This window comes from Streptomyces justiciae, from assembly GCF_015163075.1.
Classification (GTDB): domain Bacteria; phylum Actinomycetota; class Actinomycetes; order Streptomycetales; family Streptomycetaceae; genus Streptomyces; species Streptomyces justiciae.
Genome location: NZ_JADDXU010000006.1, coordinates 81366 through 96040 on the forward strand (window position 1 = coordinate 81366; position 14675 = coordinate 96040).

Here is a 14675-nt window from a genome sequence, read left to right on the forward strand (position 1 = left end):
GCGCGTACGTACGGCTCGGCCTCCTCCCGCTTCCGGCCGGCTGACGCTTCCGGCGCCGGCAGGCCTCCCCTTCACGAGCGGGCGGGGACCCGGCGGTGCGTACGGCCCGCCGGACCTGAGAGGGCCCCTTGAGCAACACGCGACATGTCCCGGTGATGCTCCAGCGCTGCCTGGACATGTTGGCCCCCGCCCTGCAGGCCCCCGGAGCGGTCGTCGTCGACTGCACCCTCGGTCTCGGCGGCCACAGCGAGGCCCTCCTCCAGCAGTTCCCCGAGGCCCGGCTCGTCGCCCTCGACCGCGACAAGGAAGCCCTGCGCCTGTCCGGAGAGCGCCTCGCGCCCTACGGCGAGCGCGCCACGCTCGTCCACGCGGTCTACGACGAACTTCCGGAGGTTCTCGAGCGACTCCGTATCCCGCACGTCCAGGGCGTCCTGTTCGACCTCGGTGTCTCCTCCATGCAGCTCGACGAGGCCGACCGCGGCTTCGCCTACGCCCAGGACGCCCCGCTCGACATGCGCATGGACCAGACGACCGGCATCAGCGCCGCCGAGGTCCTCAACACCTACCCGCCGGGCGAGCTGGTGCGCATCCTGCGGGCGTACGGCGAGGAGAAGCAGGCCAAGCGGATCGTGGCCGCGATCGTGCGCGAGCGGGAGAAGGAGCCGTTCAGCAACAGCGCGCGGCTCGTCGAGCTGATCCGGGACTCCCTGCCGCAGGCCGCCAAGCGCACCGGCGGCAACCCGGCCAAGCGCACCTTCCAGGCGCTGCGCATCGAGGTCAACGGCGAACTCTCCGTCCTGGAGCGGGCGATCCCGGCCGCCGTGAAGGCCCTCGGCGTCGGCGGACGGATCGCCGTGCTGTCGTACCACTCGCTGGAGGACCGGCTGGTGAAGCAGGTGTTCGCGGCCGGCGCCGCCAACACCGCGCCCCCCGGGCTCCCGGTGATCCCCGAGCAGTACCAGCCGCGGCTCAAGCTGCTCACGCGCGGTGCCGAACTTCCCACCGAGGAAGAGGTCGCCGAGAACCGGCGGGCGGCCCCCGCGCGGCTGCGTGGCGCCGAGCGGATCAGGGCGGACATCGAGTGAGGAGCGGAGTGAGCAGGAAACCCGAACTGAGGGGGCGGGCGGCTCGGCTCGCGCGGCTCTTCCCACCCCATTCCGGCTCCGGCCGGCCCGGTTCCGGCCAGGCCGCCCGCACCCCGTTCGTGCTCCTCGTCGTGCTCCTCCTCGGCGGCGGCCTCATCGGGCTCCTGGTGCTGAACTCCGCGCTCAGCGAAGGGTCGTTCAAACTCGACGACCTCCAGAAGGAGACCAAGAGCCTCACCGACCAGGAACAGGCCCTCCAGCGCGACATCGACGCCTACTCCGCCCCCGACGCCCTCCAGCGCCGCGCCCGGGAACTCGGCATGGTCCCCGGCGGAGACCCGGCCTTCCTCGACCCCGACGGCACCGTCAAGGGCGTCCCGGGCGCTGCGGCCGAGCAGTCCGCGGTCGAGGTCGTACGCCCGCCCGAGGCGATGCCCCTCACGGCCGCGTCCCCGACGCCCACCCCCACGCCGACGCCGTCGGCCCCCGCCACACCAACCCCGTCCTCCGCGACCCCGACCCCCGGCAGGTGACGGAAGTGTCCGACAGGGAACCGCCGCGCCGCCGTGTGCCCGGACCCGCCAGGCCCGCCCCCGACGGCCGCCGGCGTCCCGCCGGCCCCGGCGCCCGCCCGGCCCGCCGGCCGGCGGCGCCCCGCCCCGCGGCCCCCCGCGCCACGGCCGCGCGTCAGATCCGGCTCGGCAGCCCCCGGCCCCGGCTGCGCATGGTCAGTCTCGGCCTGACCCTCGTCCTGATCGCCTTCGCGGTCCGGCTCCTCCAGGTCCAGGCCGTCGACGCGAGCACCTACGCCGCCAAGGCCGAGCAGAACCGGTACGTCGGCTACACCCTGGCTGCCGAGCGCGGCCAGATCACCGACCGCGCCGGCGTGGCCCTCGCGACCAGCGTGGACGCGTACGACATCACGGCCGACCCCACGCTCTTCAAGCGCAAGCAGCTCAAGATCGACGACGGGCCCGAGCAGGCCGCCGCGCTGCTCGCCCCGATCCTCGGGCAGGAGCAGAGCGAGCTGACCGAGAAGCTCCGCACCAAGGGGCAGTACGTCAAGCTCGCCGGGCGGCAGACGCCGCAGGTCTGGAAGCAGATCAAGGACCTCAAGAGCGCCCTGGCCGCGAAGGCCGAGGACGGCACCGGAGTCAACGTCCTCGCCGGTGTCTTCGCCGTCGCCACCAGCAAGCGCGTGTACCCGAACGGCGATCTGGCCGCCGGGATACTGGGCTGGGTCAACGCCGACGGCAAGGGCGGCGGTGGGGTCGAGCAGAAGCTGAACACGCTGCTCTCCGGCAAGGACGGCAAGATCCGGTACGCCCAGTCCGGCGGCCGGCAGGTCCCGACCGCGGGCTCCACGGAGACCCCCGCCGTGCCCGGCAGCGACGTCGAGCTCACCATCGACCGCGACATCCAGTGGGCCGCGCAGAACGCCATCACCGAGCAGGTGCGGAAGTCCAAGGCGGACCGCGGGTACGTGATAGTGCAGGACACGAAGACCGGCGAGATCCTCGCCATGGCCAACTCGCCCGGCTTCGACCCCGGCGACCTCTCCCAGGCCGACCCCGGCACCCTGCACAACTGGGCCCTGGAGGACGCCTACGAGCCCGGCTCCACCGCCAAGGTCATGTCGATGGCCGCCGTGCTGGAGGAGAACGTCGCGACGCCGCTGACGCACGTCACCGTCCCCAACCGGCTGCACCGCGGCGACCGGCTCTTCAAGGACGACGTCGACCACAAGACCTGGTACCTCACGCTCAACGGCGTGCTCGCCATGTCCAGCAACATCGGCACCATCCTGGCGACCGGCCAACTCGGCAAGACCCAGGCCCAGTCCAACCAGGTCCTCTACTCCTACCTGCGCAAGTTCGGCCTCGGCAGCTACAGCGGCCTGGACTTCCCCGGCGAGACGAAGGGCATCCTCGCCGCGCCCCAGGACTGGTCGACCTCGCAGCAGTACACGATTCCTTTCGGCCAGGGCGTCTCGCTCAACGCGATGCAGGCCGCCTCCGTCTACTCGACGATCGCCAACGGCGGCGTCCGCGTCGAACCCACCCTCGTGCGCGGCACACAGGGACCCGACGGACGCTTCACACCGGCCGCGAAGCCCAAGAAGTCAAGGGTGATCAGCGAGAAGACGGCGAAGACCCTCGCCCAGATGCTGGAGTCGGTCGTGGACGACGAGGCGGGCACCGGCGCCAAGGCGCGCATTCCGGGGTACCGGGTCGCGGGCAAGACGGGTACGGCCAACCGTGTGGATCCGGCCACCGGCAGATACCGCGGCTACACCTCGTCGTTCGCCGGGTTCGCGCCCGCCGACAGCCCCCGCGTCACCGTGTACTGCGCCATCCAGAACGCCACCAAGGGCAGTTACTTCGGCGGCCAGATCTGCGGCCCCGTCTACAAGCAGGTCATGGAGTTCGCCCTGAAAACCCTCCAGGTACCGCCGACGGGAACCAAGTCCGCCTCTCTCCCCGTCACCTTCACACCCTGATCAGTACGAGCACCCAGGAACCACCTCGTGACAACGATCACTCCCGATTCCGGGAACCAGAGCACGCCCGCGCCCTCACTTCGCTCCGAAGCGGGTGTGCCCGGTACGCTCACCGCCGTGCCACACGCTGATCAGTCCCAAACCACCCAGAAGGGCCATCCCGTGACATATCCGGGACCGCCCCGGCCGGTCCGGGTCTCCGCAACACCCCTCGCGGAACTCGCCGATCAGCTGGGTGTCGAGCAGCCGGACAGCACCGCCGAGGTCACGGGCATCACCCATGACTCGCGCGCGGTCCGTCCCGGCGACCTGTACGCCGCCCTCCCGGGCGCCCGCCTGCACGGCGCCGACTTCGTCACCCAGGCCGCGGGCCTCGGCGCGGTCGCCGTGCTCACCGACCCGACCGGCGCCGAGCGCGCCGCGGCGACCGGTCTGCCGGTCCTGGTCGTGGACGACCCACGCGCGCGGATGGGCGAACTGGCGGCCACCATCTACGGCCGCCCGGGCTGCGACCTGCTCCAGATCGGCATCACCGGCACCTCCGGCAAGACCACCACCGCCTACCTCGTCGAGGGCGGCCTGAAGACCAAGAACAACACCGGTCTGATCGGCACGGTCGAGATGCGGATCGGCGACGAGCGCATCAAGTCCGAGCGCACCACCCCCGAAGCCACCGATCTCCAGGCCCTGTTCGCGGTCATGCGCGAACGCGGCGTCGAGGCCGTCGCGATGGAGGTCTCCAGCCACGCCCTGGTCCTCGGCCGGGTCGACGGCACGGTGTTCGACATCGCGGTCTTCAACAACCTCAGCCCGGAACACATGGAGTTCCACTCCGACATGGAGGACTACTTCCGGGCCAAGGCACAGCTCTTCACGCCGGAACGCAGCAAACTCGGCGTCGTCAACTTCGACGACGAGTACGGTCGCCGGCTCGTCGACGAGGCCACGGTCCCGGTCGTCACCTTCTCCGCCGAGGGCCACCCCGACGCCGCCTGGCGCGCCGAGAACGTCCAGGTCGGCCCGATGGACTCGACGTTCACCGTGATCGGCCCCGAGGGCGAGCGCATCCACGCCAGGTCGCCGCTGGCCGGCCCCTTCAACGTGGCCAACACCCTCGCCGCGATCGTCGCCCTCGCCGTCGCCGGGCTCGACCCGCAGACCGCCGCCGACGGCATCGCCGCGGTCCCGGGCGTGCCGGGGCGCCTGGAGCGTGTGGACGCCGGACAGCCGTATCTCGCGGTCGTGGACTACGCCCACAAGACCGACGCCGTCGAGTCCGTCCTCAAGGCGCTCCGCAAGGTCACCGAGGGCCGCCTGCACGTCGTGCTCGGCTGCGGCGGCGACCGCGACCGGACCAAGCGCGCGCCGATGGGCGCCGCCGTGGCCCGGCTCGCCGACACCGCCGTACTGACCTCCGACAACCCCCGCTCCGAGGACCCCCTCGCGATCCTCGCAACCATGCTCGAGGGCGCGGCGTCCGTGCCAGTACACGAGCGCGGCGAGGTCCAGGTCTTCGAGGACCGGGCCGCCGCGATCGCCGCCGCCGTCGCCCGGGCGCGGCCCGGAGACACCGTGCTGGTCGCGGGCAAGGGCCATGAGCAGGGCCAGGACATCGCCGGGGTGGTCCGTCCCTTCGACGACCGCCAGGTGCTTCGAGAAGCCATCCAGAAGACCCAGGGATGAACTTGTGATCGCCCTCTCTCTCGCCGAGATCGCCTCAGTCGTCGGCGGGCAGACGCACGACATACCGGATCCGTCCGTCCAGGTCACCGGGCCGGTCGTCCGGGACTCCCGAGAAGTGGAGCCCGGCAGCCTCTTCGTCGCCTTCGTCGGCGAGCGCGTCGACGGCCACGACTTCGCGGCGCAGGTCGTCGAGGCGGGCGCGGCCGCCGTCCTCGCGTCGCGCCCCGTCGGCGTGCCCGCGGTCGTCGTGGACGACGTCCAGACCGCGATCGGCGCCCTCGCGCGTGAGGTCGTACGACGGCTCGGCGCGACCCTCGTCGCCCTGACCGGCTCGGCCGGCAAGACCAGCACCAAGGACCTCATCGCCCAGGTGCTCCAGCGCAAGGCACCCACCGTGTGGACGCCGGGCTCGCTCAACAACGAGATCGGGCTGCCCCTGACCGCCCTGTCCGCCACCGAGGAGACGAAGTTCCTCGTGCTGGAGATGGGCGCCCGCGGCATCGGCCACATCCGCTACCTCGCCGAACTGACGCCCCCGAAGATCGGCCTCGTCCTCAACGTCGGCACCGCCCACATCGGCGAGTTCGGCGGCCGCGAGCAGATCGCGCAGGCCAAGGGCGAGCTCGTCGAGGGACTTCCGGAGAACGGTACGGCGATCCTCAACGCCGACGATCCTCTCGTACGGGCCATGGCGTCCCGTACGAAGGCGAAGGTGATCCTTTTCGGAGAGTCCGACGAAGCGGACGTACGCGCCGAGAACGTGAGACTCACGGACACGGGACAGCCGGCCTTCAGGCTTCGCACACCCTCCGGTGACAGCGACGTGACCATGCGCCTGTACGGTGAGCACCACGTGTCGAACGCGCTCGCCGCGGCCGCCGTCGCCCATGAGCTGGGCATGTCCGCGGAAGAGATCGCCACCGCGCTCTCCGAGGCGGGCTCCCTCTCCCGCTGGCGGATGGAGGTCACCGAGCGCCCGGACGGCGTGACCGTCGTCAACGACGCCTACAACGCCAACCCCGAATCCATGCGGGCCGCACTGCGCGCGCTCGTGGCCATGGGCCGGGGGCGGCGGACCTGGGCGGTGCTCGGCAAGATGGCCGAGCTCGGGGACGAGGCGCTCGCCGAGCACGACGCGGTCGGACGGCTCGCCGTCCGGCTCAACGTCAGCAAGCTCGTCGCGGTCGGGGGCAGGGAAGCGTCCTGGCTGCAACTGGGCGCATATAACGAGGGTTCGTGGGGTGAGGAGTCGGTGCACGTGTCCGACGCACAGGCGGCGGTCGACCTGTTGCGCAGTCAGCTGCGCCCGGGAGACGTCGTACTCGTGAAGGCGTCCCGTTCGGTCGGTCTGGAGAGCATCGCCGCTGCGCTGCTCGCGACCGGTGCCGAGGGTGAGGTTTCCGCCCGATGATGAAGCAGATCCTGTTCGCAGGAGTCATTGGTCTGTTCCTGACCCTGGTCGGCACCCCGCTGCTGATCAAGCTGCTGGCCCGCAAGGGCTACGGCCAGTACATCCGCGACGACGGCCCGCGCGAGCACGCCAGCAAGCGCGGTACGCCGACCATGGGTGGTATCGCCTTCATCCTGGCGACGGTCGCCGCCTACTTCCTGTCCAAGGTCATCACCGGCTACCCGCCCACCTACTCGGGCCTGTTGGTGCTCGGTCTGATGGTCGGCATGGGTCTGGTCGGCTTCCTCGACGACTACATCAAGATCGTCAAGCGGCGCTCGCTCGGCCTGCGGGCCAAGGCGAAGATGGCCGGCCAGCTGATCGTCGGCATCAGCTTCGCGGTGCTCGCCCTGATGTTCCCGGACGCCCGCAACAACACCCCGGCCTCCGACAAGCTGTCGTTCATCACGGACTTCGGCTGGAAGATCGGCCCGGTGCTGTTCGTCATCTGGGCGCTGTTCATGATCCTCGCCATGTCGAACGGCGTGAACCTGACGGACGGTCTGGACGGCCTGGCCACCGGCGCCTCCGTGCTCGTCTTCGGCGCCTACACGTTCATCGGCGTCTGGCAGTTCCAGGAGTCCTGTGCCAACGCGGGCACCCTGACCAACCCCAACGCCTGTTACGAGGTACGCGATCCGCTCGACCTCGCCGTCATCGCCTCGGCGCTGATGGGTGCCTGCCTCGGCTTCCTGTGGTGGAACACCTCACCCGCGAAGATCTTCATGGGCGACACCGGTTCGCTCGCCCTCGGCGGTGTCCTCACGGGTCTGGCCATCTGCTCCCGCACGGAGCTGCTCGTGGCCATCATGGGCGGCCTCTTCGTCCTCATCACCATGTCGGTGGTCATCCAGGTCGGCTCGTTCCGGATGACGGGCAAGCGCGTCTTCCGCATGGCGCCGCTCCAGCACCACTTCGAACTCAAGGGCTGGTCCGAGGTCCTCGTGGTGGTCCGCTTCTGGATCATCCAGGGCATCTGTGTGATCGTCGGCCTGGGCCTCTTCTACGCGGGATGGGCAGCAGAAAAGTGACCTCCACGGTGTCCGCGGACTTCCAGGGCAAGCACGTCACCGTCGCCGGACTCGGCGTCTCCGGCATCCCGGCGGCCAAGGTGCTGCACGCGCGCGGGGCGCACGTCACGGTCGTCAACGACGGCGACGACGCACGCGCGCGTGAGCAGGCCGCCGAGTTGGAGGCGCTCGGCATCACCGTCCGCCTCGGCGACGGCGCCTCCCTGCCCGAGGGCACCGAACTCATCGTCACCGCACCCGGCTGGAAGCCCGACAAGCCGCTGTTCACCGCGGCCCGGGAAGCCGGCGTGGAGATCTGGGGCGACGTCGAACTCGCCTGGCGGCTGCGCGGCCCCGACGCGGCCCCCTGGCTCGCGATCACCGGCACCAACGGCAAGACCACGACCACGCAGATGCTCGCGTCGATCCTCAAGGCGGCGGGCCTGCGCACGGCGGCCGTCGGCAACATCGGGGTCTCGGTGCTGGACGCGGTCCTCGGCGAGGAGCAGTACGACGTCCTGGCCGTGGAGTTGTCGAGCTACCAGCTCCACTGGGCGCCTTCCCTGCGCGCCCACTCGGCGGCCGTCCTGAACCTGGCGCCGGACCATCTCGACTGGCACGGCTCGATGGAGGCGTACGCACGCGACAAGGGCCGTGTCTACGAGGGCAATCGCGTCGCCTGCGTCTACAACGTGGCCGACAAGGCCACCGAGGACCTGGTCCGCGAGGCCGACGTCGAGGAGGGCTGCCGGGCCATCGGCTTCACCCTCGGCTCGCCCGGCCCCTCCCAACTCGGCGTCGTGGACGGCATCCTGGTCGACCGCGCCTTCGTGGAGAACCGGCAGAAGAACGCCCAGGAGCTCGCCGAGGTCTCCGACGTCAACCCGCCGGCCCCGCACAACATCGCCAACGCCCTTGCGGCGGCGGCCCTCGCGCGCGCCTTCGGGGTGCCCGCCAAGGCCGTACGGGACGGTCTGCGGGCCTTCACCCCGGACGCACACCGCATCGCGCACGTGGCCGACGTGGACGGCGTCGCGTACGTCGACGACTCCAAGGCCACCAACACCCATGCGGCGGAAGCCTCGTTGGCGGCGTACGAATCCATCGTCTGGATCGCCGGGGGGCTCGCCAAGGGTGCCTCCTTCGACGAGCTGGTCGCCAAGTCGGCAAAGCGACTTCGGGGCGTGGTGCTGATCGGCGCCGACCGGGCCCTGATCCGCGAAGCCCTCGCGCGACACGCGCCGGAAGTACCCGTGGTCGACCTCGACCGGACCGACACTGGGGCGATGCTCCAGGCGGTGACGGAAGCGAAGCGGCTGGCTCAGCCCGGCGACACGGTGCTGCTGGCCCCGGCCTGCGCCTCCATGGACATGTTCACCAACTACAACAAGCGCGGTGACGCGTTCGCGGAGGCGGTTCGCGAACTCGGCTCCTGACCGACGTAGCGGAGGCTCTGATGCCCAGCAGCCGTACCGGCCGACCGCCCGTGCAGCGGACCGTCAGACGTCCCGCCGCCCCCCGGACCGCGCGCGACAACCCCGTACGACAGCTCTACCTGCGCGCGAAGAAGGCCTGGGACCGGCCGCTGACCGCGTACTACCTGATCCTCGGCGGCAGTCTGCTGATCACCGTGCTGGGCCTGGTGATGGTCTACTCGGCCTCCCAGATCACCGCGCTGCAGATGTCGCTGCCGGGGTCCTTCTTCTTCCGCAAGCAGTTCCTGGCCGCGCTCATCGGCGGCGCGCTGCTGCTGGCCGCCTCCCGGATGCCGGTGAAGCTGCACCGGGCGCTGGCCTACCCGATCCTCGCGGGCGCGGTCTTCCTGATGGCGCTGGTGCAGGTGCCGGGGATAGGGATGTCGGTCAACGGCAACCAGAACTGGATCTCGCTCGGCGGCTCCTTCCAGATCCAACCCAGCGAGTTCGGCAAGCTCGCGCTCGTCCTGTGGGGTGCCGACCTGCTCGCCCGCAAGCAGGACAAGAAGCTGCTGACCCAGTGGAAGCACATGCTGGTGCCGCTCGTCCCGGTCGCCTTCATGCTGCTCGGGCTGATCATGCTCGGCGGCGACATGGGCACGGCGATCATCCTGACGGCGATCCTTTTCGGCCTGTTGTGGCTCGCGGGGGCGCCGACGCGGCTGTTCGTGGGGGTGCTGTCGATCGCGGGTCTGATCGGCCTGATCCTCATCAAGACCAGCCCCAACCGGATGGCCCGGCTCGCCTGCATCGGCGCCACCGAGCCCCGGTCCGCGGGAGCCGACTGCTGGCAGGCCGTGCACGGCATCTACGCCCTCGCCTCCGGCGGGATCTTCGGCTCCGGGCTCGGCGCGAGTGTGGAAAAATGGGGGCAACTGCCCGAAGCGCACACGGACTTCATCTTCGCCGTCACCGGTGAGGAACTGGGCCTGGCGGGGACGCTGTCGGTGCTGGCCCTGTTCGCGGCTCTAGGCTATGCGGGTATCCGCGTGGCCGGCCGCACGGAGGACCCCTTCGTCAGGTATGCCGCGGGAGGCGTGACCACCTGGATCACCGCGCAGGCGGTGATCAACATCGGTGCGGTGCTCGGCCTGCTGCCGATCGCCGGCGTCCCGCTCCCGCTGTTCTCCTACGGAGGATCCGCCCTGTTGCCGACCATGTTCGCGATCGGCTTGCTGATCGCCTTCGCACGCGACGAACCCGCTGCACGGGCCGCGCTTGCGATGCGGCAACCCCGCTTTGGTAGAAAGCGGGGTGCCGGGGGCTCCGCTCGCAACAGGGAGCCGCGGAGATGGAACACGATGCGACGGCGTGCCTCGGCGGCACGTCCGTCCGGAGAGCGGTGAATTTCGGTGCATGTCGTACTCGCCGGTGGGGGGACCGCCGGCCACATCGAGCCCGCGCTCGCCCTCGCGGACGCCCTGCGCAGGCAGGACCCGACCGTGGGAATCACGGCCCTGGGCACGGAGCGCGGCCTCGAGACTCGTCTCGTCCCCGAGCGCGGCTACGAACTCGCGCTGATCCCCGCCGTACCGCTGCCACGCAAGCCCACGCCCGAGCTGATCACCGTGCCGGGCCGGTTGCGCGGCACGATCAAGGCCGCCGAGCAGGTCCTGGAGCGCACCAAGGCGGACGCCGTCGTCGGCTTCGGCGGTTACGTGGCCCTGCCCGGCTACCTCGCCGCCAAGCGCCTTGGCGTGCCCATCGTGATCCACGAGGCCAACGCCCGCCCCGGCCTGGCCAACAAGATCGGCTCGCGGTACGCCGCCCAGGTCGCCGTCTCCACCCCGGACAGCAAGCTGCGTGGCGCCCGCTACATCGGCATCCCGCTGCGCCGCACCATCGCCACCCTCGACCGGGCCGCCGTCCGCCCCGAGGCCCGCGCGGCGTTCGGCCTCGACCCGAACCTGCCGACGCTGCTGGTCTCCGGCGGCTCCCAGGGCGCGCGCCGGCTCAACGAGGTCGTCCAGCAGGTCGCCCCCTGGCTCCAGCAGGCCGGCATCCAGATCCTGCACGCGGTCGGTCCGAAGAACGAACTGCCGCAGGTGCACCATATGCCGGGGATGCCCCCGTACATCCCGGTACCGTACGTGGACCGGATGGACCTCGCGTACGCCGCGGCCGACATGATGCTCTGCCGTGCGGGCGCGATGACCGTCGCCGAACTCTCCGCCGTCGGACTCCCGGCCGCCTACGTCCCGCTGCCCATCGGCAACGGCGAACAGCGGCTCAACGCCCAGCCGGTGGTCAAGGCGGGCGGCGGACTGCTGGTCGACGACGCGGAACTCACCCCGGAGTGGGTCCAGCAGAACGTCCTGCCCGTGCTCGCCGATCCGCACCGGCTGTACCAGATGTCCCGCGCCGCCGCCGAGTTCGGCCGCCGGGACGCCGACGACCTGCTCGTCGGCATGGTGTACGAGGCGATCGCCGCCAACCGTGCACGTCACTAGGAACGCATGACCGAAGGGCAGGGAGCGTGGCCGGACCGACCACCGCCGAACGCGGTGAACGCCAGCAGGAGTCGTCCGTTCCGCCCCCTGTCCGACGGCTGAGGCTGCCCCGGCCTCGTACGATCATCGTTCTCGCCGTCGCGCTGGTCCTCCTCGGCGCCGGCGGCGTCTGGGCGCTCTACGGCTCCCAATGGCTGCGCGTGGAACGGGTGTCGGTCTCCGGCACCGGCGTGCTGACGCCCGCACAGGTGCGCGAGGCGGCCGACGTACCGCTCGGATCGCCGTTGATTTCCGTCGACACCGACGCGATTGAGGCGCGGCTGCTCCGGAAATTGCCCCGAATTGACTCGGTTGACGTGACTCGCTCCTGGCCGCACGGAATCGGGCTGAAAGTGGTCGAGCGCACTCCGGTTCTGATTGTCGAAAAGGGCGGAAAGTTTGTCGAAGTGGACGATGACGGCGTCCGTTTTGCCACGGTTTCCCGGGCCCCGAAAGGCATCCCCGCACTCGAATTGACGCCCGCCGAGTCGGGCTCCGCCGGCGCGAGCCTGCGCCGCTTCGGCGACGACCGGCTGGTGCGCGAGGCGGTGCGCGTCGCCGGTGACATTCCGGCCGCGGTCGCGCGGACCACCCGGACCGTCAAGGTGCGTTCGTACGACGACATCTCGCTGGAGTTGAGCGACGGCCGGACCGTCGCGTGGGGGAGCGGTGAGAAGGGTGCCGCGAAGGCCCGTACGCTCACCGCTCTGCTGAAAGCGGCGCCCGATGCGCGGCACTTCGACGTCTCGGTTCCCACCGCCCCTGCGTCATCAGGGAGTTGACGTACATCCGCGCAGGCCAGCACCCTGGTTGGCTACCGCTACGGCTGATCACATAGGGTGAAAAGAAAAACGGGAGGTTCGGCGTGTTCGTTGAACGTGCGCCACTTGTCGACTTAGTGTCCTGTTCAGAAGACTCCAGGGAACAGACACACTGGTAACCCTAAACTTCAACGTTAGGGTTCGGGTCGGCACTATGGACCGTCCCATTCGGCATCCGTCGTCGTATCGCATGACCACGCGAGACGACGACACGTAACTCGAGGCGAGAGGCCTTCGACGTGGCAGCACCGCAGAACTACCTCGCAGTCATCAAAGTCATCGGTGTCGGCGGCGGTGGTGTCAATGCCATCAACCGGATGATCGAGGTCGGTCTCAAGGGCGTCGAGTTCATCGCCATCAACACCGACGCGCAGGCGCTGTTGATGAGCGACGCCGACGTGAAGCTCGACGTCGGCCGTGAACTCACCCGTGGACTCGGCGCCGGCGCCAACCCGGCCGTCGGGCGCAAGGCCGCCGAGGACCACCGCGAGGAGATCGAAGAGGTCCTCAAGGGGGCCGACATGGTCTTCGTGACGGCCGGTGAAGGCGGCGGCACCGGCACCGGCGGCGCGCCCGTCGTGGCCAACATCGCCCGCAACCTGGGCGCCCTCACCATCGGCGTGGTCACCCGCCCGTTCACCTTCGAGGGACGGCGCCGCGCCAACCAGGCCGAGGACGGCATCGCGGAGCTCCGCGAAGAGGTCGACACCCTCATCGTCATCCCCAACGACCGGCTGCTGTCCATCTCGGACCGCCAGGTCTCGGTCCTCGACGCCTTCAAGTCGGCCGACCAGGTCCTGCTCTCCGGTGTCCAGGGCATCACCGACCTCATCACCACGCCCGGCCTGATCAACCTCGACTTCGCCGACGTCAAGTCGGTCATGTCCGAGGCCGGTTCGGCCCTCATGGGCATCGGCTCGGCCCGCGGCGACGACCGCGCGGTGGCCGCCGCCGAGATGGCGATCTCCTCGCCGCTCCTTGAGGCGTCCATCGACGGCGCCCGTGGTGTGCTGCTCTCCATCTCCGGTGGCTCCGACCTCGGCCTGTTCGAGATCAACGAAGCGGCCCAGCTGGTGAGCGAGGCCGCCCACCCCGAGGCCAACATCATCTTCGGCGCGGTCATCGACGACGCCCTCGGCGACGAGGTCCGCGTCACGGTGATCGCCGCCGGCTTCGACGGCGGCCAGCCGCCGGCCCGCCGGGACACCGTCCTCGGCTCGACCTCCAACTCGGGCCGCCGCGAAGAGCCCACTCCGGTACGGCAGACCGAGTCCCGCCCGTCCTTCGGCTCGCTCGGCAGCGTCACGCCGAAGGAGGAGCCGGAGCCCGCGCCCGAGCCGGTCGCCGACCTCCCGGTCGCCCCGCCGGTCCCGCCGTCGCGGACCTACTCGGACAGCGCGGCCGAGGAACTGGACGTGCCGGACTTCCTGAAGTGATAGGACGGCGCGACACCGTGAGCGGCGCGCACTTCGCCTTCACCGACCGGTGGGGCGGGGTGAGCGCCGTTCCGTACGAGGAGCTCAACCTCGGCGGGGCGGTCGGCGACGACGCCGACGCCGTACGCACGAATCGTGAACTGGCCGCCAAGTCGCTGGGGATCGACCCGGCGCGGGTGGTCTGGATGAACCAGGTGCACGGGGCGGAGGTGGCGGTGGTCGCCGAGGCATGGGGGAACCGGCCGGTGCCGGAGGTCGACGCGGTCGTCACCGCCGAACGCGGTCTCGCCCTCGCCGTCCTCACCGCCGACTGCACACCCGTCCTGCTCGCCGACCCGGTCGCCGGAGTCGTCGCCGCGGCCCACGCGGGCCGGCCCGGCATGGTCGCCGGGGTCGTCCCCGCCGCCGTACGGGCCATGGCCGAACTCGGCGCCGAGCCCGGCCGGATCGTCGCCCGCACCGGCCCCGCGGTGTGCGGCCGTTGCTACGAAGTCCCGGACGCGATGCGCGCCGAGGTCGCCGCCGTCGAACCGGCGGCGTACGCCGAGACGAGTTGGGGCACGCCCGCCGTCGACGTGACCGCCGGGGTGCACGCACAGCTCGACCGGCTCGGGGTGCGCGACCGGGAGCAGTCGCCGGTGTGCACGCTGGAGTCGGGCGACCACTTCTCGTACCGCCGCGAGCGCACCACGGGGCGACTCGCGGGATATGTCTGGCTGGACTGAG

12 protein-coding genes are annotated in these 14675 nt (G+C 70.6%); all 12 read left to right on the plus strand.

All coding sequences use genetic code 11. The features are described 5' to 3' along the window. Positions 1-128: 128 nt before the first annotated feature. The 12 genes from rsmH to pgeF all read left to right on the plus strand — a co-directional run bounded on the left by rsmH (position 129) and on the right by pgeF (position 14674). Entirely contained in the window at positions 129-1085 is a 957-nt protein-coding gene (rsmH, locus tag IQ210_RS18250) for a 16S rRNA (cytosine(1402)-N(4))-methyltransferase RsmH (RefSeq protein WP_132797930.1), read from the plus strand. A gap of 8 nt (positions 1086-1093) precedes the next feature. Further along, complete coding sequence (locus IQ210_RS18255; RefSeq protein ID WP_194080096.1) at positions 1094-1618, plus strand: septum formation initiator family protein; 525 nt, start codon at positions 1094-1096, stop codon at positions 1616-1618. 5 nt (positions 1619-1623) lie between these two features. After that, the gene (locus IQ210_RS18260; RefSeq protein ID WP_322656383.1) at positions 1624-3585 is read left to right on the plus strand and encodes a peptidoglycan D,D-transpeptidase FtsI family protein; all 1962 of its coding nucleotides are present in this window, start codon (positions 1624-1626) and stop codon (positions 3583-3585) included. A 27-nt stretch (positions 3586-3612) separates the two neighbouring features. Further along, positions 3613-5268 carry a UDP-N-acetylmuramoyl-L-alanyl-D-glutamate--2,6-diaminopimelate ligase gene (locus IQ210_RS18265; RefSeq protein WP_194080098.1) on the plus strand — a complete coding sequence of 552 codons (1656 nt, stop codon included), beginning with the start codon at positions 3613-3615 and terminating at the stop codon, positions 5266-5268. A gap of 4 nt (positions 5269-5272) precedes the next feature. Beyond that, a complete protein-coding gene (locus IQ210_RS18270; protein ID WP_194080099.1) occupies positions 5273-6679 on the plus strand; it encodes a UDP-N-acetylmuramoyl-tripeptide--D-alanyl-D-alanine ligase in 1407 nt (468 codons plus the stop codon). Continuing rightward, positions 6676-7749, plus strand: a complete 1074-nt coding sequence (gene mraY, locus IQ210_RS18275) for a phospho-N-acetylmuramoyl-pentapeptide-transferase (RefSeq protein ID WP_194080100.1) — start codon at positions 6676-6678, stop codon at positions 7747-7749. The genes IQ210_RS18270 and mraY overlap by 4 nt, the downstream gene beginning before the upstream one ends. Next, positions 7731-9164: a UDP-N-acetylmuramoyl-L-alanine--D-glutamate ligase gene (murD, locus tag IQ210_RS18280; protein ID WP_194080101.1), complete on the plus strand. Its 1434-nt coding sequence runs from the start codon at positions 7731-7733 to the stop codon at positions 9162-9164. The genes mraY and murD overlap by 19 nt, the downstream gene beginning before the upstream one ends. A gap of 20 nt (positions 9165-9184) precedes the next feature. Next, positions 9185-10549 carry a putative lipid II flippase FtsW gene (gene ftsW, locus IQ210_RS18285; RefSeq protein WP_194080102.1) on the plus strand — a complete coding sequence of 455 codons (1365 nt, stop codon included), beginning with the start codon at positions 9185-9187 and terminating at the stop codon, positions 10547-10549. A 6-nt stretch (positions 10550-10555) separates the two neighbouring features. Beyond that, positions 10556-11653, plus strand: coding sequence for an undecaprenyldiphospho-muramoylpentapeptide beta-N-acetylglucosaminyltransferase (gene murG / locus IQ210_RS18290; protein ID WP_109499348.1), 1098 nt, complete (start codon positions 10556-10558; stop codon positions 11651-11653). 26 nt (positions 11654-11679) lie between these two features. Further along, positions 11680-12474, plus strand: coding sequence for a cell division protein FtsQ (gene ftsQ / locus IQ210_RS18295; protein WP_194080103.1), 795 nt, complete (start codon positions 11680-11682; stop codon positions 12472-12474). Between the two features lie 278 nt (positions 12475-12752). Next, entirely contained in the window at positions 12753-13949 is a 1197-nt protein-coding gene (ftsZ, locus tag IQ210_RS18300; protein ID WP_126271386.1) for a cell division protein FtsZ, read from the plus strand. Next, positions 13946-14674 carry a peptidoglycan editing factor PgeF gene (gene pgeF, locus IQ210_RS18305; protein WP_194080104.1) on the plus strand — a complete coding sequence of 243 codons (729 nt, stop codon included), beginning with the start codon at positions 13946-13948 and terminating at the stop codon, positions 14672-14674. The genes ftsZ and pgeF overlap by 4 nt, the downstream gene beginning before the upstream one ends. Position 14675 lies beyond the last annotated feature (1 nt).